This window comes from Halobaculum halobium (assembly GCF_030127145.1).
Lineage (GTDB): Archaea > Halobacteriota > Halobacteria > Halobacteriales > Haloferacaceae > Halobaculum > Halobaculum halobium.
In genome coordinates, this window is sequence record NZ_CP126158.1 from 95267 (window position 1) to 119474 (window position 24208).

The following is a 24208-nucleotide window of genomic DNA, read 5'->3' on the forward strand; positions in this document are numbered from 1 at the left end:
GTCGTCGGCTGGTGCATGGGGGATGCACAGACGTCTTCGGGAGCGATGGGAACTGACAGATCGAACGCAGCGGGCGTCGGTGATCGGGTCTCGTTCGGCGCCGGCGCGGTCGCGGGGCTGGGCGCGTACCTCCTCGGGTACCTCGTGACGTACGTGACCCAGGCGGGCGCGATGCGCGACCGGCTCTCGGGGCTGAACTTCCTCGCGAGCCTGTTCGGCGGCGACCCGGTCGCCGCGTGGCAGGGCGTCGGCTGGTACTTCTACAACGCGCACTTCGTGAGCGTCGTGTCGCCGACGTTCGGCGGCGGGACGCGTTCGTCGGACCTGCTGGCGAGCGCCGATGCGAACCTGGCGTATCTGTACGCGGTGCCGCCGGTCGCGCTGCTGCTGGCCGGCGCCGCCGTCGCCGCGATCAACGACAGTTCTGACCCGACCGACGGCGCGCTGGCCGCCCTCGGCGTCGTCCCCGCGTACTTCGCGCTCGCGGTCGTCGGTACCGTCCTGTTCGCGTACGGGGTCGGCGACGCGGGGAGCGTCCACCCGGACTACGTCACGGGAGCGTTGCTTGCCGGCCTCGTCTATCCCGCCGTCTTCGGCAGCGTCGGCGGGGCCCTCGCGTCGGCCGTGCGCTCGGCGTGAGCGGGTCTCGGACTCGCCGATTCAGCGCCGGCCCGGTTCAGAGGTCGCGAGCGATCAGCTCGCCCCAGTGCTCGAAGCCGTACCGCTCGTAGAACGCCCGAGCCCGGTCGTTCGCTCGGTCCACGTCGAGCACCATCCTGTCCAGCGGGAGGTCCTGCTCGCCGGCGGTCGCCAGCGCCGCGTCCATTAGATCGTCGGCGACGCCGGTTCCGCGGAACTCGGGGCGGAGGTACACCTCGTTGAGCACCGCGGCGTCCCAGACGAACGAGAGCGACTCCGGGAGGACGAACACGTAGCCGACGAGCTCCCCGCTCGGGTCGCCCGCGTCGGCGACGGTCACCGTCGCCGCCTGTTCGTCGACGCAGCGCTCGACCCAGTCGAGCCAGCGGCGGCGATACTCGTCGGTCAGCTTCGCCTCGTAGGTCGCCGCCTTCTCGTCGCCGCCGGTGCCGGCGCCCAACCCCGTCTCGAAGCCGCGCTTCAGCGCCCACAGCGCGTCGGCGTCGCCGGCGTCGTACGGCCGGACAGTCGCCCCGTGATCGGCAGTCTCGTCCATACCCGGGAGTCCGCGGCCGATCGAATCAAGGCGCCGGTGGCGGCGATCCACGGAGGACCCGCCCTCACTCGCGGCGCGCGAACCGGACCGCGAGCACGGCGGCGCTCGTCGCCACGAGCAGGAGCTGCCACCCCGCCCACACCAGCGGAAACACGCGCTCGACGTTCTCCGGTTCCTCCCCCGGCGAGGGATCGACGCCCGTCGAGTAGTGGAGGTTCTCGGTCGTGCGCACCTCCTCGGGAGCGAGTTCGACGAACGTCTGGAAGAAGCCGCGCTGGTTCGACAGCCCGGCGCGGCCGTTGAGCGCGTAGAACTGGTCGTGGACCGGCCAGAACAGGTTGACGCCGTTGGCGACGTAGTCGAGGCCGACCCCGGCCACGGCAAAGCCCGCAAGCGCGACCCACGCCACCTCCGGCCCGGCGGCGCCGACTCTGGTGCGGAGCCACGATCGGTCGCGGACGCGGGTGTCGTACGCGAGTGCGCCGAGGAGTACGACCGGGATCAAGGCGTTGTGCCCGAGCGAGCGGTGTGCGCCCGCGAGGAACGGCGAGACGAACGAGTCCAGATCCGGGAGGACCGTCGCCAGGAGGACGACTCCGACCGCGCGCCGACCGAACGTCGACCCGCGCAGCAGCGCCGCAGCGAGCAATCCGGCCAGCGCCAGGTGAACGAGCGTCGAGGGCACGGGGTGAGCCATGGCTCGCGGTGGCATGGCCGTTTCGGCGGTCGGCGGGCCAAGGGCCGGTCGCGAACCGGTGGGCACCGCGTCGCTCCCGTCGAGCGGGCCGGCCGCTCCGACACCCTTACACTCGGGTGAACCGACCTGCCGGATATGACTGTGGGCGAGGACCACGGGGAGGCGCGCTCGCGCCTCGCCCGCCGAATCGCGGGGAGATCACACTCTCCCGGGACCCGGGTGCGACGCTGCGAAAGTGGCGCACGGACTTCGACGTCTCCCAGACGGAACTGGCCGATCGGATGGACGTGTCCTCGTCGGTCGTCTCCGACTACGAGAGCGGGCGCCGGGAGTCCCCCGGGATCGGCCTCGTCTCTCGGGTCGTCCGGGGACTGCTCGACATCGACGAGTCGCGCGGCGGATCGCGCATCCGGCAGTTCGCCCGCGTCGTCTCGGCGGGCTTCGAGTCAGACATCGTCCGCGACATCCGCGAGTATCCCGCCGCGATCCCGACCGAACGCGTGTACGAGGCGCTCGACGCCACCGAGGTCGCATCCGGCGAGCGCGACACGGTCAACGGTCACACCGTGATCAACTCCATCGAGGCGATCACGTCGCTGTCCTCCGAGGAGTTCTACCGCCTGTACGGCCAGTCGACCGACCGCGCGCTCGTGTTCACCGGCGTCACCCGCGGAGAGTCACCGCTGGTCGCGCTCAGGGTGGTGACGCCGACGCCGAACGCGGTGATCCTCCACGGCCTTGACGAGGAGGCACTGTGGGACCACGCCGCCGCGCTCGCGCAGGTCGACGGGTTCTCGCTCGCGGTGTCGACGGCGGATCTGGAGCCGGCGCTGGAGGAACTTCGGTCGCTGTAAGCAGGGCGAGGCGCCAGCCACGTCGGAACGACTACCGGTGTGACTCGACGAACTCGGCGAGGCGGTCGGCGCCGACGAACCCGTCCGCGAGCCGACCGACTTCCACCGGATCACCGTCGTCATCGGCTTCGAACAGCGCCAGCGTCGGCACCGACCGGATCGTGTGGTCGCTCACGAGCTGCGGGTCGTCGCGCGGGTTCACCAGCAGGATCGGCACCGCGGCGTTGCGCGCGACGCCGCCAAGCACCGGTTCGATGCTCTGGCAGATCGAACAGCCGTTCGTGTAGAAGTCGACGAGGACGAGATCCGACTCGGCGACGGCGTCGCGAAGTGCCCCGGGGAACTCGTGGGCGTCGACGTTCCGGGGTCTGTGTGTCGCGTCGGCGGACCCGCCGGCGGGGGAGGTGTCGCTCATACGGTTTCATCGGCCGCCGGCAGTAAAGCCGTTGTACACGAGTGCGCGATCCGCGCACCGGCGGCGGCGAGGGCGGAGCCGATCACGCGGGCGGAGCACGTCCCGTCAGCCGACGGCGACTGGGCTCACTCGACGTAGTCGTACTTCCGCTCGCTCATCCGGCCCCAGCCGGTGAACACGAACTCCCCTCTGGCTGAGTGAATTCCTCCAGTTCCACGTCCATGTCGTGGTTGTGGCGGTCGTGCACTTGTTCGTACTCGTCGTACGAGAGGTCGTAGCGCCGCTGGAGTTGGTCCTCGAGATTGGCCGCGTCGATCTCCTCGCGCCAGCCGTCGGCGACGGTCTCCGCGTGGATCTCCGCTTGCGCGCCGGAACCGTACGACGCGACGAGGAGCTTCTGGCCTTCGAGATCGATGTCGTTCTCGGCTGCGTGACGCAGCGCCGAGGTGCGAGCGATGTGGACCGAGCCGGTGTACCAGTTCCCGACGCGTCGCGAGATGTTCAGCGTGGGGTCGATCGTCTCGGCGTACCACGACTGGTACTCCTCGGTCTCCTTCAGGTCGTCCATGTACGCCCGGATGGCTTCCTCATAGCTGTCCCAGTCGTCGAAGTCCTCCTCGCGGGGCTGGCGACCGATGCGACCCTCGAGGGCGTCTTCGATCTCGGTGTCGCGGATCATGTGCCGGTAGCCGAGCAGCCCCGCCTTGCGGACCATGCCCGGGAAGGGCGTGTGGAACGGGACGTACGCGAAGTCGTCGGGGTGGGCGTCCCACGCCACCGACTCGAAGTCGGTCAGCGCCTCGCGCATGCGAGCGAGGTACACCTGCATCGAGCGCTTGCCGTCGACGGAGGGGAACTGCTGGTTCGGCTTCAGGAAGTCCGTCTCGTCGGCGCTCCCGTACCCCTGCTCGGTCGAGAGTTCGACGACCGACGGATTCTCGTCGATGAGCATCGCGACCGCGCCGGCGCCCTGGGTCGCCTCGCCGGGGTCGCCGCGGGCGTACAGCGCCGTGTCGGTGGCGATGACCAGCGCCGCGCGACCGCGGTTGCGCCCCGCCTTGATCCAGTTGTACGCGTCGTCGATCGACTGGGTGCCCGCGACGCAGGCGAACTTGCGCTCGCCCTTGTTCGCGTGGTGGAAGTCGCCCTCGTACACCTGCTCCAGGCAGCCGGCGATGTACGTGGAGACGGGCTTGGAGTTGTCGAACGCCGACTCGGTGGCCACGTCGATGCGCCCGATGTCCTGCGGGTCCAGGTCCTTGCGGTCCATCAGGCGCTTGGCCGCGTTCGCGCCCATCGTGACGATGTCCTCGTAAGCGTCCGGGAACGAGGAGGTCTCCAGCCCGAGGCCCTTCGTGTACTTCCCGGGGTCCTCACCTTTCGCCGGCGCGAACGTTCCGGGGAGGTCGAGTTGGAGCTTCCCCGTCCAGATCTCGATCGCGTCGATGCCCACTGCTGTCATGGACGGCCGTACGGAGAACCGGGTTGTAGGTCTGTCGATGGTCGAATACGTCGATCGTCGAAATAGTGTTTAGTAAAACGGTCTTCTCAGGAAGATTTCCCTCGAGAAGCTGCCAACCCTGTCTTCGCAATTCTCATTATCCTGCCCCCGATTTCTCGGTGATGGTCACTTCGTCCTCTATGGTTCCATCTGATGCGTATATCCGGAAAACAATATCATATGTCTGTTTATTACTGTTATCATCATTGAAAGAGTACGTATCGCTCTGCGCAACCGACGTGTACTGTCCTTCTTGAACTCCCGAATCAGAGTTTACCACCGTAATAGTCACGTTTTCAAAGTCAGTGTTATTAACGGAATAGCTAATGTCGAAGTCAGTTTGTTTCCCGTTTGAGCCAGTATTGTCGGTAACTGAAGTGCCCGTGAAACTCGTCTGTGAACTACCGCTTCCACTCCCTCCGCCGCCACCGGCGCTGCCCGGCGGTGCTGTGTGAACGAGGAACTCCGCGGTTCGTTTTGCCCCATCGTTTGACATATAAGCGACGACGATCCGAACATCCCTATCGGACATGTTCTGTTCGGTCGCACTGTTCTCGCCGACGAGATAGAACTCAGCGAACTCCACCGTTGTGTTCGTCTGCCCCCTGACTTCGACCATCCCACTGCCGACGACGGTCGAGACGTCTTCCAAACCCCCGGTGTTGGTGTTCAACGCCCGCTCCGTTCGCGGTTCGATGAGTGATAGAGACCGTCCACGACCGCTCACGTATGTATATTGGTCGGGCGTCAGTTCGACGTCGACGTACCCGCTCTGTGTCGACGACTCGACGTATAGTTCGCTTTGTTCTTTCCCTTCGCCGGCGATCTCGTCGGAGAGGCCATTGAACCGGATGTCTTCGGGTATCACCGTCACAGCCGTGATGTCGACACTCGTGTTCCCGGTGTTGCGGACGGTTAGCGAGACGCCGCCTGGAGTTGAGTCGCCATCGGCGTCGAATGCTGTCGCGGTGCCAACCACCGCGAGCGGAGAGCCGGAGCCACCGGTTCCGGCTGTCGGCGCCGAGATGTCAACAGTTATGTTCGCGTTTTCGGGCATCGAGGCATCGAACCCGCTGTCTCCTGGGTTCTTCCCGTCCACGAACGTGAAGTTCAGGGCCGCATCATCACCCCCGGCGGTGTATTCGAAGACCGCCCGTCCGTCATCGTCGGTTCGCACCGTCGCCGTGGTACCGCCCACGAACGACCCTTCCGGTGCGTAGCCGGTGACAGCCTTCCCGGAGACGGGATTCCCGAACTGGTCGCGAACCTCCAGAACAACCTCGCGGGTCGTCCCTTCAGTCATCTGTGAGGGGCGCTGCTCCACGTCGAGATACGCCGCGGACCGGTCGGGAGCGTCACCCGATCCGAGATGTACCGCCGCGATGCCGAGCGAGTACGTCCGGGAGTCGTTCAGTTCGATCGTCACGCGGTTCGGCCCGGTTTGGTGCGTGTCGTTCACCCACCCATCATCGATCTCGTCAGACAACAGCTCATCCCAACGCGTCGCATTCAGGGTCGTCGGGATTGTGACGTTCAGCTCTCCTGAAACGCGCTCGCGCCGAGATATCGTACTCACCGCCTCCGGGTCGACCGATACCGTCGAGACGCCGTTCCGTCGGAGATCGCCCGACACGGCGACGAGAGTGATTCGGTCGTCCTCGACGACGCGTTGATCCGTCAGCGTGAGGTTCGCCCCGTTTGAGAACCGATTGAACGTGATACCGGACTCGTAGCGCGTGGCCGGCGCCTCGCGGTAGTTGCTGTATCGCGGTTCGTAGACGACGAATCGCGTGGATTTGTTCCGGTTTGCCCCATCGGTCCAATAGTCGTTCGCCTCGTTGCCGACGGAACTCGTCACGTTGACGTTCTCCAGCGAGGCGTTCTCGTTATCGGGAGGCGGAACCGTCGAGAGTCTCCCCGACGCCGGCGGCGGATTCACGAAGAACGTCCGACTGGGGTAGCGCGTCCCGAGTTTCACCGTCGCCGGCGCGGCGCTCCCGGTCCGTCCGGTCGCGGCGACGCTGGCCGACAACTCGACCATGTCAGTCTGGACCTCCTGGTTGTGAAGAAACTCGACTTCGCGATTCTGGTCCGGGACGACCGTCGCCTGGTACGTCGAGAGGGCGACGATCAGGAATCCGAAGAGGATCACCGCGCCGATTTGCACCGTGACGGCGCGATCACGCGTTCCGTTCCCGTCCCCCCGGCCAGTCATGGACCCGTGTAGCCGGAGGGCGGTGATAAGCGTGCGGGACCGGCTATCAGTTCGGACGCCGCCACGTAGGCGGTCCCTATTCGTCTTCCTCGACGACTTCGGGGTCGGCCATCGCCGACTGCAGCGAGTCGAGCCCGTTGACCCACTCGGAGACGAAGCCGTATTCGAGGTCCTCGACGAGGTCCAGCGGCAGCTCGTCGCCGTCGATGATTCGGGTGCCGGCCTGGACGAGGTAGCCGAGGGCGGCGTCGACGTCCTCCTCTGCCTCCGCGGCCGCGGCGGCCTCGACGTACTCGGCGACGGTTCCCTCGTCTGCGGCGCCGCCGACGACGTACTCCTCGGCGGCGTAGAACACGCACACCTGACTCGTCTGGACGCCGTCGATCAGCATCGCCTTCTCCTCGTCCGCGATGTCGACGTCTTCCAGCACGATGTCGCGGATGTCGGCGATCTCGTCGGTCGCCTCTTGTTCACTCAGCCGGTCGTCGTCGTATGCTGCGAGGATCTTCGCGATCGCGATCGCGGTGTCGTCCTGAAGATTGAGCAGCAACCGGGCGGAGTCCTCGTTTTCGGGATCGAGGTCTTCTTCCGCCACGCGGTCGAGCCAGTTCTGCCACCGGTCGGCGGTGTAGAACGTCTCCTCGGATTCGCTCATACCCACACGGTTTCGGCCTGTCTTGATATGCCTTTCTTCTCCCCGAACGCCCGGCGATCGGGGGCGTGTCACACGGATCGCGGTGGATCTGGCGTGTCACTCTCAGGCTCAGAACGCGGTCATAGTTGCCGCGGTCACGGCGTTTGGATCGCACAGCCGTGTCCAGTTCACGATGACCGCGTCCACATCACGACGGCCACGCTCGAATCACACCAACGGCATCCGACTTCCAATCATCTTCGTCCACGACGCGGTCGAACTTCCGATCGCGGTCGCGGACGGGACCGGCGTTACTCCGACGCCGACTCCGAGAGCGTCGCCTCGGTGTCGATGTCGTAGACCGCCCGCGGCGTCTCGACGTGAGCAGTCGCCACCGCGTCGTCGTATCCTTCGTCGAGCAGCCACCGAACGCGCCGCGGAACTGTCTTCGGTCCAAGCACCATCCCCGGCTTCTCCGGGTCGTCGACGAAGTCCGTCTCCATCACGAACGGCTCGCCGCGCTCGGCGGCCGTCCGCAGCCAGTCTTTCTCGCACATCACGCTCGGCGTCGGTCCGGCCAGCCGCCCAGACGCGTAGTGTTTCACGACCTGCGTGGGTTCCATCCCTGCGTCGACCGCCCACTCGGCGAGTTCGGTGAGGTCCTCGCTGGCCTCGCTGTGGAGCTGCACCGCGCAGTTCAGCTCGGCGCCGTGTTCGAACGCGCGGCGCATCACCGCGTTCGAGGCGTCCCAGACGGCGTCAGACACGTCGTAGTGCGGGCGACCTGACTTCAGTCCGAGCGCGCGCCCCTCGTCGACGAACTCCGCGGCAATCGCGAGACCCTCCCGCATCAAGTCCCGCGCCGCAGCGGGGTCGTACCCCTCGTCGTCGACGAGTCGGGATACCAGGCCCGGATGGACGCCGAGGACAGGCCACGCGCGGCCGCGGAGCCGCTCGCTCGCCTCGCGGGTTGCCTCGATCGTCGTCTCGAACACCGACCGGAACGCTTCGGCGTCGGACGGAACCGGTCCGAGGTGCCAGGAGGGCTTGTTGACGACGATCAGGTGCGTGCCGCCCAGCCGGGCGAAATCGTCGACGGCGGCCATACCCCGACCGTGCTCGGGGTCGAGGTGGAGGTGGTTGTCGAGCACGGGCGTCCCAAGATCCTCGCTCATGGTCGCGGTTGCGCGCCGGCGCTCGAAAACCCTGCGGGCCGCGATCGGTTTGAGTCAGCCGTGTCGTCTCTGAGCCGGTCGCGGCACGCCGTACATTCGGCTCAAAGACACCTGTCGAGCAGTCCCCCGCTTCAAAACGGTGTCCGCCCGCGCGCGATCACGACAGAAGCCCGCTCGTCAGGATCGGTCCAGACGAGACGGACGTCGGTTCCGGGCGGGACAGGTCCCTCCGTCTCCGACGAGAGGACGATGCTGTCGCCGCCGGTGAGCGGGTAGCGCGTCTTCAGCGCGGCGCGCTCGTGCCCGCTGTCGGCGACGAGCGTCAGATTGCCCGTGTTCTGCTTGGTAACGGTTTCGCCGCCGTGGATGCTGGCAGTCACTTCGTAGTTGTTCCCGACCGTCCGGTAAGTGAAGTCGACCGTCACCGACGGCGGACCTGCACCGAGTCCACCCGGGAGGCCGAGCATCGCGGCGCCGAGCACCGCCGCGAGTACGACCGAGATCGCCACCATCGTGACGGTCGCGATCACCGGCGTAACGGCTCTGTCAGCCGATTTCCATCCGTGTGTGGGGTCTTGCGTGGGCATCGCTGGGAGTGGGCGCCCCCCCAGCAGGCGCCCGGAATAATCGAAACGTCGCCACGAAGAGATTTAAGAATAGCCTGCTGAGAATCAGACCTGAAAGTTAGATGAGTTAACCCTCTCGAACGTATTCTGAGTGGACTATGGAAGAGCCTGGTGCACTCGTCCGCGGACAGAAGATACTAGCGACCGAGATGAATGCCCCTTTGCGACCAGTTGTCTCAGGGATCTCGAGTTGTCTCTTGGGGTTATCGTCGGCCATCAGGACTGAAGCCTCGGCTCACGATGTCGTACTCCTGTGCACTATCGGGCATGATCTTAAAAAACATCGGACAATTGACGATCATCAGTGTGAACCCGCCGTCGATCAAGCGTGCGCCGTACAGATGTAACAATTATGTGGTTTCGTCTCTGCTGGAACCTGGCTGTACCGCGACGATCGGCATTTTTGCGGAGAAATTTCCTAATTGGTTATTAGTAATAAATGTGAAGTCAACGAATACACTTTCTCCTGGTGATAGGCGGATCGCGTTGAAGACATTTCCACGAGATTTGAGAATTACTCTCCCGCCTGAGTCGATATTTATAACCCCTGTTCCTCCTCCGGATGCCGAAAGACCTGAGCCGCCGGTTCCGGGCCCGGTTTCCGGTTCGTTATAAACGTAGGCTGTATCGATACCATCTACGTCAGCAATAAGACTGGGAGCCATGCTTGGATCCTCATATGCCGAATCTGATTTGACGATTCCAATAACAACATCATCTTCGCCTTGATTTGAAATTGAGAAAACGTTTAGGAACGCCGTTCTAGCATCTGGATTGAGTCCAGAAGCACCGTTTCCAGAACTTGAGAAATCTAGTTCCAATTCTCCATTGCCCGCCTGCGTTGCACGTGAACCCTGAGATTCTAAGCTAAGATAGGCTTGAGCGTCTCCCGTGACAGTCACTGACACACTGCGTGTAGCACTTACGCTAGTAAATGCACCAGTACTTATTGCAGCCGCCCCACCGGCGGCGAGCGATCCCACACCGATCATGAACTTCCGTCGTTCCATGGTTTCGTTCCTCGTGCACGCCGGCTGGGATGACCCGAACCACACCGGGCACCCCGCGACGTGCTCGTTCTCACCCATGACAGCCACTGTCTTTGGAATACACTGCGGTCAGAATAGAGAATCAGACTGCGAGACTGTAGAGAGACGAAGCTCCTAGAAAAGGCTCTTTTTGAACAGTAACTCCGAGATACTACCCCACGTCACAGAAGAAGCGGCCGAACAGAGACGCGACGGTGCCCACTCGTCTGCTCGTTGAGGAGATCGTTTCAAACTAGTCCCGAAACCACGATGGTTCCCACATCCGCCGCCCTACACTAAAGTGAGGCGACTGGTATACGCGTGAGTCTGTCCGGCAGGAGTGAGTGAAAAATCTCGGATGTTCGGATGTTAGCTCTGCGCTCCGTCGGAGTCCTCCGCCACCAACGTCACGGAGCCGGCGTTCGTCGAAACGCTCCCGCGCGTGTCGACGGTGAACTCGATGACGTCGTTCGCCATGTTCCCCGGACTGATCTCGACGGCGCTCACGAGCGAGGCGCTGACGTCGCTCGATAAATCGTCGGTCTCCACGCTCGTCAGCGTGGCGTCGTCTTCGCCGTTGTTGGCGACGTTGACCGCTCTGAAGGTGGTGACCGACTCGTTGTTGAGCCCGCTCCCGCCCGTGTTCGACGCGCCTGCCGATCCCAGATCAAGGGTCAGCGTGCTCGTCCCCCCGTTGTCGTTGTTGATGAACTCGTTGTCCGAACTGAGTCCCAGATAGGCGGTGGCGTCGCCGGTGACCGAGATAGTCACCTGCCGGTCGGCCTCGACGCTCTGGAACGCACCCATTCCTGTTACGGCCGCCCCCGCGGCGGCGATCGATCCGATACCCGCGATCATACTCCGTCGGTTCATGATTCGTCGAACCCCCGTACACGCCCGGCCCGGCCAGCGACCCCGGGAGCTGTGCTCCGTCGGGGTCGGATGGGGGCGTGTTCGGAGACCCCATCGGAAGGGCACCGGTTTGGTATACACACCCGGCAATTCGAAGAGACTAGTTTCGGGCCTGCAGGGCCGGTCCACGCCACGCAAAGAGCGATAACGGTTCGATAGCCCGGCCTTAGCGACCGCCGGTTCTCTACCCAGGCAGACCGGAGACTGGAAAGCTGATCATTCCATAGAACTGTCACATGTCTAACTAAGATGGTGTATCGATAGCCGACTCACGGGGTCCGAATCGGTGTCAGGCTGGAGGGTAGAATGTTCGACGAGACCATCGCACTCACAGGGGGAGAACAGCACAACGAAAACAGACACCTCACAGAAGACGAGGTGTTCGAGATACTGAGCAACCGGCGTCGCCGGTTTGTCTTTCACTTTCTGAAGCGACATCGCAGACGAGTCTATCTTCGGGAACTCGCGGAACACGTCGCGGCCTGGGAGAACGGCAAATCGATCCGCGAGCTCTCCTCGGCCGAGACGAAGCGCGTGAAGACAGCCCTCCACCAGCACCACCTCCCGAAGATGGACGACGAGGGGTTCGTCGAGTACGACTCGGGCCGCGAGACGGTCGTCCTTACCGACGGGGCGGCCGACCTCGAAGTCTATCTCGACGTCGTTCCGGGGGCCGACGTCCCCTGGAGCCTCTACTACCTCGGCGTCTCGGCGTTCGGCGTCCTCGCGATCTCGCTCACGGAATTTGATGTCGGCGCCGCGTCGCTGGTCCCCGATCTTGGTATCGGGATCGGATTCTGTGTGGCCGTCCTCGTCTCGGCGGGGGCCCACACGTACTTCAACTACTCCCGACTCCGGCTCGGGAGCACCACGAGGCCGCCCGAGGTGCGGAAGTGATGGGCAGCGCGTGGAGGGTCACCGCGTTCGCCGCACTCGCCGCACTCGCCGTGGCTGTCCTCGCGACCACGCAGACTGGTGCTTTCGTCTCCGTCGCGGCAGACCGCCCCGTCACGGTGAACGAGGTCGGTGACGACCGGGGGTACTTCGGCATCGACCGCGAGACGGTGTCGGTCGCCGGCAACGTCAGCGAGGGCGAGACGCTCGCCGTGTTCACCAACCGGTTCCCGCGGGCGGTCGACGTGGACGTCTCCGTCGGGGATCCCGACGGGTATCCGGTGCTGGAGAACGTCGAGCCGCCGGGGACGCTCGGCGAGGGTGACGCGGGTGCGGTCACCGCGGACGTCCAGTGTGACAACAGCACTGCGGCGCAGTCGGTGACGCTCGACATCGAGGCGGAGGGTGACGGCGGGCTCCGGTTCGCGGCCTCCCGAACCGTCCGCGTCGAGTGTCGGTGAACGGAGTCGGGGCCTGTGGGTTTCGCCCCGTTCGGGTATCCGATCTGCAAGTTCTTCGGTTCTGAGAGACGGCCCGGTGATCGAACTCACCGTTTCGAAGAACGCGTGGGGCCGGTGGACGAGTTGGGTGTCCGTGACGATCGTCTCGCCGGTCGTGGGCAGAACAATCGTCGACGGCGAGTGCCCGTTCGACCGTTCACCGAAGGACGATCACGGCGGACGGGTACCGGAGGCTCGCTGTGGGTCGTTCGACGACCCGACGCCGCGCTGACCGGCCGACGGCGGTCCGCCCGCAGCGATCTGGAGTGCTCGTCGACCGTTCCCGTGGTGCCTCCGCAACCACTAAACGCGGCTCGTTCCTCCCACCAGTAATGACCGACTGGACGGAGAGGTACCGCCCGTCCTCGCTTTCGGAGCTCCGGGGCAACGACAAGGCGGTGAAGGGAGTCCGCGAGTGGGCCGACACGTGGGACGACCACCGAGAGGGACTCGTGGTGCACGGGTCGCCCGGCGTCGGGAAGACCTCCGCGGCGCACGCGCTGGCGGCCGACATGGGCTGGGAGACGGTCGAGTTGAACGCCTCAGATCAGCGCACCGCCGACGTGATCGAGCGGTACGCGGGCCGCGCCGCCAACAACGCGACGCTCAGCGGCTCCTCCGGTGGCGACGACACCGGCGGCCGCCAACTCGTCATCCTCGACGAGGCCGACAACATCCACGGGAACTACGACCGCGGGGGCAAGAGCGCAGTAACAGAGTTAGTGAAGAACGCCGGCCAGCCGGTGGTCCTCATCGCCAACGAGTACTACGAGATGAGTCGCGGCCTCCGGAATGCGACGCAGGACGTCGAGTTCCGCGACGTGGGCAAACGCTCCATCGTGCCCGTCCTCCGCGACGTCTGTCGCAAGGAGGGGATCGAGTTCGACTCTGACGCGCTCGACCGCATCGCCGAGCGGAACGACGGCGACCTCCGCGGCGCCGTCAACGACCTGCAGGCGGTCGCCGACGGGAGAGCACACCTCACGCTTGAGGACGTGATCACCGGCGACCGCGACCGCTCGATGGGGATCTTCCCGTTCCTCGATCTGGTGCTCAAAGAGGGAACCTCCGCCCGCGAGGCGCTCCAGTCCAGCTACGACGTGGACGAGACTCCCGACGACCTGACGAAGTGGATCGAGGACAACATGCTGAAGGTGTACGACGCGGAGGAGGCGACCCGCGCGTACGACCACTTGGCCGACGCGGACGTGTGGCTCGGCCGCGTGTGGGCGAGCCAGAACTACTCCTACTGGCGCTACGCCGGCGACAACCTCTCGGCGGGCGTCGCCGCCGCCCGCGACGGCACCAAGGGCGGGTGGACGCGGTGGGGCCGCCCGCAGTTCTACCACTCCACGTCGAACACGAGCGACGACGTGGTGCGCGCCATCGCCGAGCGCGGCGGCTTCTCGATGGACACCGCTCGCCGCGCCGTCCTCCCGTACCTCCAGGCGATGACGCACCACTGCAAGCCCCGCGATCTGACGGTCGAGATGGCCGCCGCCTACGAGCTCGACGAAGCGCACGTCTCGTTCGTCACGGGGTCGGGCGAGACGACGAACAAGGTGCAGTCCGTCGTCGAGGACGCCGAGGAGCTGCGGGCCGAGCGCATGGAGGAACACTCCGGCGGCGCGTTCGCGGGCGTCGCGCCGAGCACGGAGGCTGAAGCCGACGCGGACGCCGACGACGGGACCGCCGGCGACGACGGGCAGACGAGTCTCGCCGACACCGGCGACGACGGGGAGGAGCAAGGGGACGACGCTGCGCGCGACGCGGACCCCGAGGCCGCCGAGGAGGACGACGGCCAGTCCGGACTGTCGGACTTCATGTAGTTCAGACTCCGAGCGGTCGGTGTTCGCGCCGCAGCGGTCCCGTTGCCGTGTGCGGTGGCGCGTGCCGGCAGGCCCCCGGTCACGCGAGCGAAGCGAGTGTGACCTCACGAGGCCGAAGGTCCCGGGTAGTGCCTGCCGGACGCGCGCGAGGGGCGAACGGGCGAGCGCCAGCGAGCGAGTGAGTCGGCTGGGGAGGGCGAGGCAGCGGTTACCGGGTCCCGGCCGTACCGTCCCGATTTTTCAGCCTCCGACTCGACTCCCGTGCCATGCAAGCGGCCGTCCTCCGCGAGTACGGGGAGCCACTCGACGTGACCGACGTACCCGAACCGGATCTCGACCCCCACGGCGTCGTCGTCGACGTGGAGGCGTGCGGGATCTGCCGCTCGGACTGGCACGCCTGGATGGGCCACGGCGAGTGGGCCGACGATCAAGTGCCCCTCGATTACGTGCTCGGCCACGAACCCGCGGGCACCGTCGTCGCGGTCGGCGAGCGCGTCACCTCCATCGCGGAGGGCGACCGCGTCGCCGTCCCGTTCAACCTCGGCTGCGGCGCCTGCCCGGAGTGCGTGAACGGGCACGGGAACACCTGTCTGGACGGTCGCGCGCTCGGGTTCGAGCGCGCCGCCCCGGGCGCGTTCGCCGAACGGGTCCACCTGCCCTACGCCGACTACAACGCGATGCGCCTGCCCGAAGGGGTCGCCGCCCGCGACGTGGCCGCGCTCGGCTGCCGGTTCATGACGGCGTACCACGCGCTCGAACACCGCGCGGCCGTCGGCGCCGGCGACTGGGTCGCCGTCCACGGCTGCGGCGGCGTCGGGCTCTCTGCGGTCCAGGTCGCCGACGCGCTCGGCGCCCGAGTGATCGCCGTCGACGTGGACGACGGCGCGCTCTCGCGGGCGGAGAACGCGGGCGCCGACGAGGCCGTCCGCGGCGACGAGGTCGACGTGCCAGACGCGATCGAATCGATCACCGGCCGGGGCGCGCACATTTCGATGGACGCGCTCGGCCGTGCGGAGACGTGTCGCAACTCCGTCGCCTGTCTCCGCGAACGCGGCACCCACGTGCAGGTCGGGCTGACGACTGACGCCGAGAAAGGGGAGGTGTCGCTACCGACGGACGCGATGAGCCGCTGGGAGGTCGACTTCCTCGGCTCGCGTGGGATGCCCCCGACGCGGTACGACGAGTTGCTAGGGCTGTTGGAGGCCGGCGACCTGGACCCCGGCGTCATCGTCGGCCGGGAGGTCGGGCTGGACGAGGTACCCGAGCGGCTGGCGGCGATGACAGACTACGAGACCGAGGGTGTGGAGGTACTGACGTTCTGAAAAACGGGATACGCCGACGGAGCAGCCGCCTACAGCAACTTCGAGAGGAACCGCTGCCCGCGATCGGTCGTCGGCTTATCGAAGAACTGCTCTGGCGGCGTCCGCTCGACGACCCGTCCCTCGGACATGAGCGTGATCGTGTCGGCGACTTCGCGGGCGAAGCCCATCTCGTGAGTGACGACCATCATCGTCATCCCCTCGTCAGCGAGGTCGCGCATGACCTCAAGCACCTCCCCGACGAGTTCGGGGTCGAGCGCGCTCGTCACCTCGTCGAACAGCATCACGTCGGGGTCCATCGCGAGCGCGCGGGCGATGGCGACCCGCTGTTGCTGTCCGCCCGAGAGCTCGCTCGGGTACGAGCCGGTCTGAGCGCCGAGACCGACGCGTTCCAGGAGGTAGCGCGCCTCCGACTCGGCCTTCGACTTCTTCACGCCCTTCACCTTGTGCGGTGCCAGCGCGACGTTCTCCAGCGCCGTCTTGTGCGGGAAGAGGTTGAACGACTGGAACACCATTCCGATGCGCTGTCGGAGGCGGTTGATGTCGGCATCCGGGTCGGTGAGCGGCACGCCGTCGAGCCGGATCTCTCCCGACTGAATCTCCTCCAGTCGGTTCGTGCACCGAAGCAGCGTCGACTTCCCGGAGCCGGAGGGGCCGATGACGACGGCCACCTCCTGTTCGTCGATCTCCAGGTCGATGTCCTTCAGGACGTGCGTCTCGCCGAAGTATTTGTTCACCTGCTCGAACTCCAGGAGGGACATCAGTCGTCACCTCCGTGGGTCGCCGGGTCGGCGCGGGCCTCGAGCGTCCGAATCACCTTCCCGAGCGGGACGGTGATCATGAGGTACGCGATCGCGACGAGGACGATGGGCGTCCACGCGTCGAACGTCGCGGAGTTGATCTGCCGGAACGCCGACAGCAGTTCCGGGATCGCCAGCACCGTCAGCAGCGAGGTGTCCTTCACGAGGATCACCTGGTCGTTGCCGATGGCGGCCAGCGAGTTGCGCCACGCCTGCGGGAGGATCACCTCTCGCATCGACTGGATGTAGCTCATCCCCAACGAGCGGGAGGCCTCCATCTGGCCGTCCGGGATCGACTCGATGCCTCCCCGGAGCGCCTCGCCGACGTACGCGGCGTGGTTGAGCGTCAGGCCGATGACCGCGGCGTAGTAGTTGAACCCCTGGATGGGGAACTGCCCCGGCGGCCACAGCTGCGGCACGCCCAGGTAGATCACGAACAGCTGGAACAGCAGCGGCGTCCCGCGGAAGAACTCGATGTAGCTCTTCGCGATCGAACTCGTCACCCGCGTCTGAGAGACGCGCGCGAGGCCGACCATCACTCCGGCGATAACCGACAACACGCTGGAGACCAGGACGATCCCGATGACGCGCAGGAACGCGAACGTGAACTGCGGGTAGACGATGTTGATCAGCAGGGCGTAGTCGACCCGAACGGTCAGGATGTACCCGATGAACAGCGCGACGCCGAGCGCGAACGCCGTCGTCCCGACGACGCCGAGTCGCCGGAAAGTGCGGTCGTTCAGCTGTTCGAGGAAGCCGCGGTCCCGCTCGGCCGCGCGCCCGGAGTCTGTCGCCATCGATTACCCGGCGAAGTACTCGCTGTAGATGTCGTCGTACGTGCCGTTCTCCTTGATCGTCGCGAGCGCGCCGTTGACTTCTTCGAGGAGTTCGTCGTCGTCCTCGCGGAACGCGATCCCGTAGTTCTCGACGGTGAGCGTGAGATACGGCGGCGCATCTTGCCCGGCCTCGCTGGCGGCGCCCTCGCCCTCGACGAATCGGACCTGCCCCTCGCCGTCGCCGTTGACGAACTCTGCGCTGACGGTGTTGTCGTTGATCACGGCGTCGACCTGGTTGTTCAGCAGGGCGCTGAACGCGTCGGGGATCTGGTCGTACTCGTTGATATCGAGGTCGCCCCCGAGGTCCTCTTTGAGCGACTGAGCGGCGGCCGCGCCGGTGGTGCCCTTCTGGACGCCGACGCGAACGCCCGCCATGTCCTCCTCCGAGGAGATGTCGGAGTCCTCGCGCACGACGATGGTCTGGTACGCCGTGAAGTACGGGTCAGAGAAGTCGACCTCCTCGTCGCGCTCGTCGTTGATCGTCATCGCGGACATGATGACGCGGAAGTTCCCGTTGTTCAGCGACGGGATGATCGTGTCGAACGACGTCTGGACGAACTCGTGCTCGTAGCCGAGTTCCTCGGTGAACACCGCCTGCGCGATGTCCACGTCGAATCCGGTCAGGTCTCCGTCGGTCGTCTCGTACTCGAACGGCCGGTACGGGATATCCGAGCCGATGGTGATCGTCTCGCTTCCGCCACCGCCGCCGAGACAGCCGGCCGCCGTGAGCGCTGCGCCGGCCGCGCCGGCGGATTTCAGGTAGGTGCGTCTATCCATAGCACGGGTATCTACATTCGTCCGGCTATATGTCCCCTTCGGTGGAGACAGCGCAGTAATAAACGATTATGCGGGACCGGCGGGCGCCGGCGCGACTGCCCGGGTCAGTCGTCGGTCGATCCGTAGACCGGCTCCGCGACCTCCGGTTCGACGCCGCGCAGCGCCCACGCCGCGCCCGCAGTCAGCGCCACCGCGGTCGCGATCACGAGCCAATTCACGACGCGGACGCCGGCCGTGTACACGACGAGGTCACGGCCGAGTACCATCCCGACGAACAGCAGCACGGCCGCGGCGCCGGCGGCGACCCGCGGGACCAGTTCGTCCAGTTCGCCGAGCCAGCGCGTCGCCGCCAACAGCCCGGCGAACGCCGCAAGCGACACGGCGAAGAAGACGGCCTGCTCGGCGGGGCTGTACGACGACACCGGGTCGATACGCGAGAACACCCACGCGGCGAGCAGCCCAGCCAATCCGACGCCGACGGCGAGCCGACTCCGCGAGAGCGCGTCGCGAGAAAACCGTCCGTCATACGCCAGCAGCGTCGTGTACGACAGCAGCGCGAAGATGGAGAACCCCGTGAGGAAGTGCGCCGCGTGGACCGGTGCGGAGTACCCGCCCGGCAGCGCGCCGTTGAGGGTCACGGTGATCGCGCCGAAGATCGCCTGCATCGGCGTCAACGCCGTCGCGAGGGTGACGGCGTACCGCCCGCGGGTCGATATCGACCCGCGGGCCCGCCACGCCCACACCGCCGCACCGAGGATGAAGAACCCGGTTATCATCGCCCACAGCCGGTGGAACCACTCGATGAACGAGGGGATCGATTGCGGGAGCACGCCGCCGTCACACAGCGGCCACTGTTGGGCACACGCCAGTCCGGCGCCGGTCGCGGCGGTGTAGATGCCAAGCGAGATGAGCGTGAGCGCCATCCCGGTGGTGAACGCCGCATACCGACGGAACGAGAGCCAGTCGGGTCCGCGTGACATTACTCTGATGTCGGGGATGGGGACACTTAGATAGCGTGGTTGACCGGTGTGACCGCCACGTCTGCCGTCGCCCCAGCAGAATTATATTGTCGACAGTCTCATTTGCCGACATGAACCCTCCACCGAACGCAGACGCGCCCGGACTACTCGCACGAATAACGCCCGATAGCCGTCGACGGAGACGGGTGGTCGCCGCCCTCGCGGCCGTCGCCGCGCCGCTGGCGCTGTACGGGTCGTGGGCGGTCGCCTCGGGTGTGAAAAGCGGGATGACGTACGACCTGATCATTCTCCTGTTCTCGGTAGTCGCACTCTTGGCCCCCGCGTTCGCCGCGATGGCGCTGTTGGCGCCGGACGCCGGGCGCCGCACCGCCCCTGAGGCTCGTCCCGGCTCCTCGGTCGAGGAGGCGGATCCGGTTACCGTGTTGCAGCGGCGGTACGCCGCGGGCGAGTTATCCGACGAGGAGTTCGACCGGCGACTGGAGACCGTGCTCGAAACGGACGAGATCGGACAGTCGCCGGCTGAGAGACAGTCGGCCGGGGGTCGGCAGTCCGCCGCCGAAACGGCGAACCGCGGGGTCGAACGCGACGTGACCGGTCACTGACTGGACAGCACGCGCACCCGCGCGTGTGACTCCTCGATCCCCCGCTCCCGTCGACGCTGTCCTCGCCACTCTCGATCCCGTTTCCCTCACGATCTCACCGCCGCGGTTCAGAGCAGGTTGTCGAGGTCGTCGTTCTGGAACAGCTTGTCCGCGTCCTCGCGGCCCTGTTCCTGGCGCTGTGCCTCCTCGCGCGCCTCCTTCGCCTGTTGCATGAACTCCTCCAGCCGCGCGGAACGCTCGACGCCGCCGAGCAGCACCAGCGACGCGAGGCGCTCTGAGTCGAGCGGGAAGTCGCCGCCCCGGACCTGCATCGAGCCGGTCTCCTCTTCGAGCCACTTGCGGGCGCGCTCGACGCCCTTTCGAGAGATCCGGTCTGGCTTGCCGGCGACGACGAGGAGCGCCGAGTCCGCCGTCGTCGCGTTCGGGAGACTCGTGCCCGTCAGTAGCGCGTTCCGGGTGACGCTGGTCACGACGTTCACGTTCGTGTCGGGGTCGTCGTCGGCCTCCGCGCTGGCGTAGCCGATCGCGGCGACCCCGCCCGACCGGAGCGTGTTGATCACCTCGCTGGTGTCGACGACTGACTCGCCTACTCCCTCTACGTTCTCGCCGGAGGCGAACAAGAGCCCGACGCGACGGGCGATCGAGCGGTTGATGCTGTCGAATCCCTCCTCTAGGCTCTCCCCCGAGGAGTGCCAGGCGTCGTTATCGATCAGAATCGTCGCGTCGGCCTCGCGAGCCAGCGTCTTCAGCGACCGGCCGGCGTTCACCTGATACATCGCCCCCTCGCCGCGCCCGGGGAGGATTCCGAGCGCGTACACCGGTACGTCGTACACGCGCGAGAGCTCCTTCGCGAGCACCGGCGCGCCGCCGGAGCCGGTGCCGCCGCCCAGTCCCGCGACGATGACGATCGCCTCCGCCTCGGCGGTAATGCGTCCGTCGAGCGCGGACAGCACCTCGCCGGCGTCCGACTGCATCACCTCCGCACCCAGTTCGTTGTCGCCGCCCACGCCGTGCCCCTTCACGCGGTCTTGCCCCACCAGAACCGTGTCGATCGGGAGCGACTGGAGGTCCGCCGTCGCGCTGTTGACCGCGAGAGCACCGCGAACGGAGTTGAATCCCATGTCGTGGTCGAACTCGACCAGCGAGGAGGTGACCTTGCCGCCGGCCTGGCCGACGCCGATGAGGACCGTCTTCATACGCTCCGTACTCGCGCCGCCCATCGCTTGAATCTTCCCACGGTCGCGATGAGGCCCGGACTAGCACCGGCGTCGAACCCTGGCCGACACCATCGTCCCCGACGTTCAAATACGAACGGGCGGCCAACCCCCGCATGTCCCGCGAAGAGCCGACCCGATTCCCGCCGGAAACCGAACAGCAGACCCCCGCCGGTTGCGATTGCGGTTCTCCGGCCGCCGCCGTCGACGACCTCCGAACGAGGCTCGCGGCGGTTGAGCGTGCGTGTTCTGGCGATGCGAAGGCGGACCTGACAGACATCGCTGACGCCACCGAGGCGACCGCCGAACTGCGGCGCGCGGCGGACCGGCTCGACGACATCGAGGATCGGGTCGGTGAACTCGAAGCGGCGACGCAGGCCCTCCGCGGCTACGTCGGGTCGATACGGGCGGTGAACGAACGAGTCGAGCACCGGGCCGACCGTGCGCTCGCGGCGGCGCGGGCGGCGCCGACTCGTGACCGTTCCGCGGCCCCGGCCGCCGCGGTCGATCAAGCACACCTGGCGCCGTCGCCGGATCTGAACACACCTCTCGAATCAGACTCGGAGAACGCGACTCACGACACAGCCGAACGCGGTGGAGTGGACGGGACGGACGACGACGCAACAGCGCTCGTCGAACGGCTCAGGGACGCGCTGTGATCCGCGTTGTCGTCGCCGTCGCGATGGCGGCGGCGCTGCTTTCTGCGGCGCTACCGGCGGTCGAGATGGCGCGGGTCGACCGGACGACGGCAGCAGTCGAGCGGGTTCCCGACCGGATCGACCGCGCCGCGCTGTCGACGCTCGCAAGCGAACCGGCGTACCGACCCTCGACGGACTCGGTTCCGGCCGCCCGTCGCGTCGTGACGTTTTCGCTCCCCGGACGCTCGTTGACGACAGCGCGCGTTCGCTCGCTCGCGCTGTGTTCGGGCGACGTGCGAGGGACGGCAGTGCTGGTCCACGCTGTCGGCGACGAGAGCCGATCCTGGACGGCGCTTTCGGCCCCGTACGACCTCCCGGACGGGGGAATCGCGCTCGGCGGCCGCGGTCAGGTGTCCCTCTCGCTGGTTCCGATCGCGGGCGGCTCAGACGGAACCGACCGTCTGGTGCGGGTCCGACCGCTCACACGCTCGTCGGTGGCGACCGCGGGCGTAAATTCAAGTACCGAACCGGAACCAGCCGGCCCATGCGATTCATCGACGGGCTCCGCGATCGGGGCGGTGACGAGCGGGGAGCCGCCGACGAATGCCACTGCGCCGCTGCGTTCGAGCCCCGTTCGAGTTCCGGCCGGGGAACGACTCGCCATACCGGCTCGGTGACCGACCCGAGGGTGTTGCGCGTCGACGCCTCCGCCTGTTCGGGCGGCGACCTCGCCGCCGATCCGGCGTGCAGAGCGACAGTGATCGGCGCGCTCGCCGAACGGGACACAGACCTCGTTCGGGTTCGGAGCGCCGGCCGCGACCGGTTCTACGAGGGTGAGGCCGCGGGGCTATTGCTCGCTGCCGGCCGCTTTGCCGACGCAGTCGAGGGACCCGATCCGGCACTGGCGAAGCGCGTCCGTCTCGATCCCGCAGCGGTCGCACACGAGGCGGTCGGTCGCGCCGGGCCGGTCGCCCGACTCGCCGCGGAGACAGGGGTGACTGCGTGGATCGGAGAGGGAACGGACCGCAATCCGCCCGGGGGAACGCTTCCGGCGAGCGTCGCGCCGGCGATCGCGCTGGGCCGGACACGCCTCTCGTGTCCGCCGGACGCCAAACTCCGGGAGATTACCGATCTCTCGACTGACGGAACCGCGGCCGTGTACGACCGCCCCGACGGGGGTCCGTACTACCACCTCACGCCTGCGGAACGGGAGTTCTCCGCGAGGTCGCTCGATCTGCTGATGTCGGCCGCCGCCGCGATCGCGGAGGGATCAGTGTCGCGGGGGCCGCGTTCGCATCGTCGGGCCGTTCGTCACGCCGCCGACCGGGCTCCCGAACCTACGGAGGTCAAGAGTCAATCCACGGCACCGGCGGAGGCGCTTGCGGCGTCGTTGCGCCGCCACACTCGTGGACTCGGCGTGTTAGACGAACTGGTCGCGGACGACCGCGTGACGGACGCGTTCCTGTCGGCGCCCGCGGCCGACCAGCCGGTTCGGGCCGTCGTCGACGGCGAGATGATGACGACGAACGTCCGGCTCTCGACCGGGGACCTCGACGCGCTGGCGTCAAGAGTCCGCGCGGCGAGCGGGCGGGCGTTCTCGCGCGCGTCGCCGACGACGGACGCCGCACTCGGCGACGTACGCGTCGCGGCCGTCACTGATCCCGCGAGCGACGGCCGCGGGTTCGCGTTCCGACGGCGCGACGACGACCCATGGACGCTCCCCCGGCTCGTTGCCGCCGGGTCCCTCCCGGCGGGGACCGGCGGGCTCCTCTCGGTCGCGGTGGAGCGCGGCGCCGCGATCCTCGTCGCCGGTCCCAGAGGTGCGGGGAAGACGTCTCTGCTCGGTGGATTGTGTCTGGAAGTTCCCGCCGACACTCGAACGGTCGCCATCGAAGACACGCCCGAGCTTCCGGTCGCGGCGATCCGCGATGCCGGCCGCGACGTACAGCCGCTGTGCGCCGGGGCCGACGGCGACGACGCGCTCACGCCGACGGACGCCGTTCGGACCGCGCTCCGGCTCGGCGAAGGCGCGCTGGTCGTCGGCGAGGTCCGGGGTCCGGAGGCCCGAGCACTGTACGAGGCGATGCGGGTCGGCGCCGCGGCCGACGCTGTGCTCGGGACGATCCACGGAACCGACGGCGACTCGGTCCGCGAACGCGTCGTCTCCGACCTCGACGTACCCGCCTCGTCGTTCGCCGCGACGGATCTGATCGTCACGCTCGGCCCCGACCGCGCGCTGGCGTCGGTTGAGGAGGTGCGTGGCCCAGATCCTCACGAACTCGCACGGCTGGTCCATCGGGGTGACGAGCGCGGTGGCGGCGGAACCGGCACGCCGGTAGCCACACCGACGGGGGTGGTCGACCGCGGCGAGAGCAGCGTCGTCGCCGCGCTCGCGGAACCCGGAGAGTCGTACGCCGACGTGCGCGCCGCGATCCGGGATCGGACGCGGGCAATCCGAACCCTCGCTGACGCCGACAGGACGAGCACGAGCGGGATCGACGCGGTATCAGATCGATGACAAAGGGTGCAGCGGAGACGGGAGAGTCGCTTCTGGACCGGGATGTTCC

23 protein-coding genes and 2 pseudogenes are annotated in these 24208 nt (G+C 66.9%); 10 read left to right on the forward strand and 15 right to left on the reverse strand.

The features are described from left to right. Positions 1–15: 15 nt before the first annotated feature. Positions 16–639 (forward strand): DUF7978 family protein, encoded by a 624-nt coding sequence (locus P0Y41_RS00575; RefSeq protein WP_284062079.1) that lies wholly within the window; start codon positions 16–18, stop codon positions 637–639. A gap of 37 nt (positions 640–676) precedes the next feature. Here P0Y41_RS00575 and P0Y41_RS00580 read toward each other — a convergent pair whose 3' ends face one another. Together P0Y41_RS00580 and P0Y41_RS00585 are read right to left on the reverse strand one after the other, a co-directional pair. Next, the gene (locus tag P0Y41_RS00580) at positions 677–1195 is read right to left on the reverse strand and encodes a GNAT family N-acetyltransferase (RefSeq protein ID WP_284062080.1); all 519 of its coding nucleotides are present in this window, start codon (positions 1193–1195) and stop codon (positions 677–679) included. A gap of 64 nt (positions 1196–1259) precedes the next feature. Further along, a complete protein-coding gene (locus tag P0Y41_RS00585) occupies positions 1260–1880 on the reverse strand; it encodes a metal-dependent hydrolase (protein WP_284062081.1) in 621 nt (206 codons plus the stop codon). Between the two features lie 147 nt (positions 1881–2027). Between P0Y41_RS00585 and P0Y41_RS00590 the strand changes: the two are divergent. After that, a pseudogene (locus P0Y41_RS00590) lies at positions 2028–2746 on the forward strand (helix-turn-helix domain-containing protein). Positions 2747–2777: 31 nt separating this feature from the next. Here P0Y41_RS00590 and P0Y41_RS00595 read toward each other — a convergent pair. From P0Y41_RS00595 to P0Y41_RS00630, 8 genes and pseudogenes are all read right to left on the reverse strand, one after another. Next, positions 2778–3161 carry a thioredoxin family protein gene (locus P0Y41_RS00595; RefSeq protein WP_284062083.1) on the reverse strand — a complete coding sequence of 128 codons (384 nt, stop codon included), beginning with the start codon at positions 3159–3161 and terminating at the stop codon, positions 2778–2780. Between the two features lie 125 nt (positions 3162–3286). After that, positions 3287–4623, reverse strand: a pseudogene (gene hmgB, locus P0Y41_RS00600) (hydroxymethylglutaryl-CoA synthase). A gap of 136 nt (positions 4624–4759) precedes the next feature. Beyond that, positions 4760–6829, reverse strand: coding sequence for a hypothetical protein (locus P0Y41_RS00605; protein WP_284062084.1), 2070 nt, complete (start codon positions 6827–6829; stop codon positions 4760–4762). A 124-nt stretch (positions 6830–6953) separates the two neighbouring features. After that, positions 6954–7532, reverse strand: a complete 579-nt coding sequence (locus tag P0Y41_RS00610) for a DUF2150 family protein (protein WP_284062085.1) — start codon at positions 7530–7532, stop codon at positions 6954–6956. A gap of 290 nt (positions 7533–7822) precedes the next feature. Further along, entirely contained in the window at positions 7823–8686 is an 864-nt protein-coding gene (locus P0Y41_RS00615) for a TatD family hydrolase (RefSeq protein WP_284062086.1), read from the reverse strand. A gap of 131 nt (positions 8687–8817) precedes the next feature. Continuing rightward, positions 8818–9195, reverse strand: a complete 378-nt coding sequence (locus P0Y41_RS00620) for a hypothetical protein (RefSeq protein WP_284062087.1) — start codon at positions 9193–9195, stop codon at positions 8818–8820. A gap of 467 nt (positions 9196–9662) precedes the next feature. Next, positions 9663–10322, reverse strand: coding sequence for a hypothetical protein (locus P0Y41_RS00625; RefSeq protein WP_284062088.1), 660 nt, complete (start codon positions 10320–10322; stop codon positions 9663–9665). 387 nt (positions 10323–10709) lie between these two features. Next, positions 10710–11213 carry a hypothetical protein gene (locus P0Y41_RS00630; RefSeq protein ID WP_284062089.1) on the reverse strand — a complete coding sequence of 168 codons (504 nt, stop codon included), beginning with the start codon at positions 11211–11213 and terminating at the stop codon, positions 10710–10712. A 345-nt stretch (positions 11214–11558) separates the two neighbouring features. Here P0Y41_RS00630 and P0Y41_RS00635 point away from each other — a divergent pair, with 345 nt between their 5' ends. The 4 genes from P0Y41_RS00635 to P0Y41_RS00650 all read left to right on the forward strand — a co-directional run bounded on the left by P0Y41_RS00635 (position 11559) and on the right by P0Y41_RS00650 (position 15797). Then, positions 11559–12149, forward strand: a complete 591-nt coding sequence (locus P0Y41_RS00635) for a DUF7344 domain-containing protein (RefSeq protein WP_284062090.1) — start codon at positions 11559–11561, stop codon at positions 12147–12149. Continuing rightward, positions 12149–12607, forward strand: coding sequence for a hypothetical protein (locus P0Y41_RS00640; RefSeq protein WP_284062091.1), 459 nt, complete (start codon positions 12149–12151; stop codon positions 12605–12607). The genes P0Y41_RS00635 and P0Y41_RS00640 overlap by 1 nt, the downstream gene beginning before the upstream one ends. Before the next feature lie 371 nt (positions 12608–12978). Further along, entirely contained in the window at positions 12979–14475 is a 1497-nt protein-coding gene (locus P0Y41_RS00645; protein ID WP_284062092.1) for a replication factor C large subunit, read from the forward strand. Between the two features lie 266 nt (positions 14476–14741). Next, on the forward strand, positions 14742–15797 hold the full coding sequence (locus P0Y41_RS00650) for a zinc-dependent alcohol dehydrogenase family protein (protein WP_284062093.1): 1056 nt from the start codon (positions 14742–14744) through the stop codon (positions 15795–15797). Between the two features lie 29 nt (positions 15798–15826). On the opposite strand, the gene P0Y41_RS00655 is transcribed toward P0Y41_RS00650, so the two are convergent. The 4 genes from P0Y41_RS00655 to P0Y41_RS00670 all read right to left on the reverse strand — a co-directional run bounded on the left by P0Y41_RS00655 (position 15827) and on the right by P0Y41_RS00670 (position 19187). Beyond that, positions 15827–16555 (reverse strand): amino acid ABC transporter ATP-binding protein, encoded by a 729-nt coding sequence (locus tag P0Y41_RS00655; protein WP_284062094.1) that lies wholly within the window; start codon positions 16553–16555, stop codon positions 15827–15829. After that, positions 16555–17391 carry an amino acid ABC transporter permease gene (locus tag P0Y41_RS00660; RefSeq protein ID WP_284062095.1) on the reverse strand — a complete coding sequence of 279 codons (837 nt, stop codon included), beginning with the start codon at positions 17389–17391 and terminating at the stop codon, positions 16555–16557. The genes P0Y41_RS00655 and P0Y41_RS00660 overlap by 1 nt, the downstream gene beginning before the upstream one ends. Before the next feature lie 3 nt (positions 17392–17394). Next, complete coding sequence (locus P0Y41_RS00665; protein WP_284062096.1) at positions 17395–18207, reverse strand: basic amino acid ABC transporter substrate-binding protein; 813 nt, start codon at positions 18205–18207, stop codon at positions 17395–17397. Positions 18208–18311: 104 nt separating this feature from the next. Next, a complete protein-coding gene (locus P0Y41_RS00670; protein ID WP_284062097.1) occupies positions 18312–19187 on the reverse strand; it encodes a COX15/CtaA family protein in 876 nt (291 codons plus the stop codon). 110 nt (positions 19188–19297) lie between these two features. On the opposite strand from P0Y41_RS00670, the gene P0Y41_RS00675 reads away from it, so the two are divergent. Next, the gene (locus P0Y41_RS00675; RefSeq protein WP_284062098.1) at positions 19298–19789 is read left to right on the forward strand and encodes an SHOCT domain-containing protein; all 492 of its coding nucleotides are present in this window, start codon (positions 19298–19300) and stop codon (positions 19787–19789) included. Between the two features lie 107 nt (positions 19790–19896). Here the strand turns inward: P0Y41_RS00675 and P0Y41_RS00680 are convergent, their stop codons facing one another. Continuing rightward, positions 19897–20985, reverse strand: a complete 1089-nt coding sequence (locus tag P0Y41_RS00680; RefSeq protein ID WP_284062099.1) for a tubulin/FtsZ family protein — start codon at positions 20983–20985, stop codon at positions 19897–19899. A 134-nt stretch (positions 20986–21119) separates the two neighbouring features. Here P0Y41_RS00680 and P0Y41_RS00685 point away from each other — a divergent pair, with 134 nt between their 5' ends. From P0Y41_RS00685 to P0Y41_RS00695, 3 genes are read left to right on the forward strand one after another with little or no spacing between them, the layout of a single operon-like run. Further along, entirely contained in the window at positions 21120–21662 is a 543-nt protein-coding gene (locus tag P0Y41_RS00685; protein WP_284062100.1) for a DUF7310 family coiled-coil domain-containing protein, read from the forward strand. Further along, positions 21659–22318 (forward strand): DUF7311 family protein, encoded by a 660-nt coding sequence (locus tag P0Y41_RS00690; protein WP_284062101.1) that lies wholly within the window; start codon positions 21659–21661, stop codon positions 22316–22318. The genes P0Y41_RS00685 and P0Y41_RS00690 overlap by 4 nt, the downstream gene beginning before the upstream one ends. Further along, positions 22315–24159: an ATPase, T2SS/T4P/T4SS family gene (locus tag P0Y41_RS00695; RefSeq protein ID WP_284062102.1), complete on the forward strand. Its 1845-nt coding sequence runs from the start codon at positions 22315–22317 to the stop codon at positions 24157–24159. Before P0Y41_RS00690 ends, P0Y41_RS00695 begins: the two co-directional genes overlap by 4 nt. Positions 24160–24208 lie beyond the last annotated feature (49 nt).